The organism is Flavobacterium sp. (genome assembly GCF_049318185.1).
Classification (GTDB): domain Bacteria; phylum Bacteroidota; class Bacteroidia; order Flavobacteriales; family Flavobacteriaceae; genus Flavobacterium.
In genome coordinates this window covers 1-2,549 of sequence record NZ_JBMOGV010000202.1, presented here as the reverse complement: position 1 = coordinate 2,549, position 2,549 = coordinate 1, and the positions used below count along the sequence as shown (strand labels likewise).

The 2,549-nt window shown below is 32.4% G+C and carries 1 protein-coding gene; it reads right to left on the bottom strand.

Going from position 1 to position 2,549, the window contains the following annotated elements; genetic code table 11:
* Positions 1 to 290: 290 nt before the first annotated feature.
* A partial coding sequence (locus ACOYLT_RS11525; protein WP_422853988.1) for a DUF5906 domain-containing protein occupies positions 291 to 2,549 on the bottom strand: 2,259 nt, incomplete at its 5' end.

Here is a 2,549-nt window from a genome sequence, read left to right as displayed (position 1 = left end):
TTTTATTTATAAATTTCTAAAATTTTTTTAAAAAATATTTATTTTCTATAGCCACAAGAAAATACTCAATATTAGGCCACTTAACCACTGTTTCTATTATTATTATTAAAAAAAGAGTATAATATATATATAATAAGAGCATATATGGTAAGGATATAACAGAATAGATGAAATAGGGATAAATAAAACTACAGTGGTTTAATTTATCCCACACCACTTATCAGCATATTTGGCCACAATTTCAGCATATTAGCCGCTGATTGTGCTGCTCATTGTGCGGACTTTTACTATTACTCATCGTCTAAATCCTCACATTCTTCAACAAATTTCTTACCATATAGCATAACCTTACTATCTGATTTTTTAATAATATAACCTAATTCTCTCAATTTTGAACCAAATTTACGTTCTGATACTGTATTTATAAGATTATTGCTTTTACAGTAATTTTCAAAGGCAATTCGAAGTCTATTTACCAACAGCAATTTATTCTCCTTTTTATCATTCACACAATCAACCAATCTAGAATTGAAATAATCAGCAAATGTTGTATCAGTATTATTCTCTGCGTGTGTATTTTTATCTTCAATCATTTCCTCAGATAATATAAATTTATCACTAATAACTCCTCTACACATTATGTAGGTGAATATGTAATCACTTATATCTAACATTTCCCTTTCAAATTCACTCTTCACAGGAAACTTGGCCTTAAACGGAATTGTAATTAATCTGTTTAACATAGCAGCAGCTTCTCCATTAAATTTTGGCATTTCATTTGTCAGAACAAATAAGTTACAGGTTGGCGTAATAGTCTGATCTTTTGTATGTAATGTTCGCAAATTGATTTCATCACCACCTGATATTTGTTTGATTATCTTTTCATTAAATACATCAGTTTCCTTCAATTCAGTTACATAACCTACGCGACATTTATCTAATTTCTCTACTTCAGTGTTCAAGGCAGATTTATTTCCCTTTTGTTCAATAATAACACTCTCAGAAATTACGTCCATAAATTTCCCAAAAATCTTGTTCAATATTTTAAACAAGAGTGATTTACCATTTGAACCTGAACCAATACAAATATAGATGTAGCGCAATGGTTTCCCAATAAATACGCTTTTAAGAATATTGATAACACAAGATATAGTTTCTTTATTGCCACAGAATAGATCATTGAAATATGTATCTACCTTTTTGAACTTGTCATCATTCTCATCATAAGGAATCAATTTGGCATTACACTCGAAGGAAAACTTGTGCTCAATTGTTCTTTTTGTTAATGCTAGCGTTTGCATATCTAATACATTGCCATCATTTGTGGGAAGAATATACTCGCTTCTGTTTAATGTAGATGGGAACTTAGTATCCTTACACATATCACTAAATTCAGTTAATATATTATTCTTATCATTTGTTCGAAGTAGCTTGACAGACGTGTCATTAATAATCTTTATAAGCTTCTTAAGATTATCAGCATTTGGGTCATTTGGATCAAGCGCTGCTAATTCTTCTTGTTTCGATGTGTAATATTTTTGCGCCAAATCATAAAACTCGATTGATAAAAGGTTTCGTATAGGTGTCCCACCAACATCAAATTCCCATAATTTATTTTTATCATTGAAGCAATAATATTCCCTTCTCTGCTTGTCAACACATTTATATAACCCGGGATATAATTGATTAAACACGTGTGCCATTTTATATTCACTTCCCGTAGCAAACACAGAGTGAATAATATTAAATTTCTCAATCATATCAGGCGCAGGCGCAGCGACAGCATCTTTTTTAACAATAGGAAATGCCATTCTATAACCAGATGGGTTGTCTAGTCTTGCCCAATAATGTAGTGACCCAATTGATAAGCGTGCCTTGTCTGCTTTTGCTGTATATTTAATATACTTCTGATAATGAACAATTGCGTCCTTCTTTTTATCAGCTGTTCCGTATGTATTTGTCCAATTAACAAAATCACTCAATCCTTCATCTTTCAGTTCATTTTTAATTGCTTGGCCAACAGCGGTCCATTTGGCATTAGTTCCTGCTTCACATCTTGTAGAACCAATTACAACTAGTAACTTTTGAATATCAGTATCACAGGCTGTTAAATCAATTGCGCATTGAGGTTCTTCGCTTGTGCCTAGAACAACATTTAATAATTTTTTAGCCAGGTCTGTAAATTCAAAGTCAACGCGATTGCTTTTGTTTCTAACACACAAATCCAAGAATAATTCTTTTGTCATTGCTGTTGGCAGATCATTCATACATAGCCCATTATCTGCAGGATCAACGGAAATATTATAGTGCCTTGTCAAATTGTAAGCTTCGTTGCCGGGCTTTCTGCTACCGTATAATTGCGCATTTGTGCTACCTTTGCTTAATCCTTCATCAAAGACAGCATCAAGCGAGTTAATCAAAGGTAGTTCTGCGAAATACTCTTCAGCTTCCTTCATAACCATTTCTCGTAATTTTAACTGTATTGTGTTAGGGCAATTAATTCCAATGATAATATGAATGCCATCTTTTGTAAGACTCTGATCCGCAAG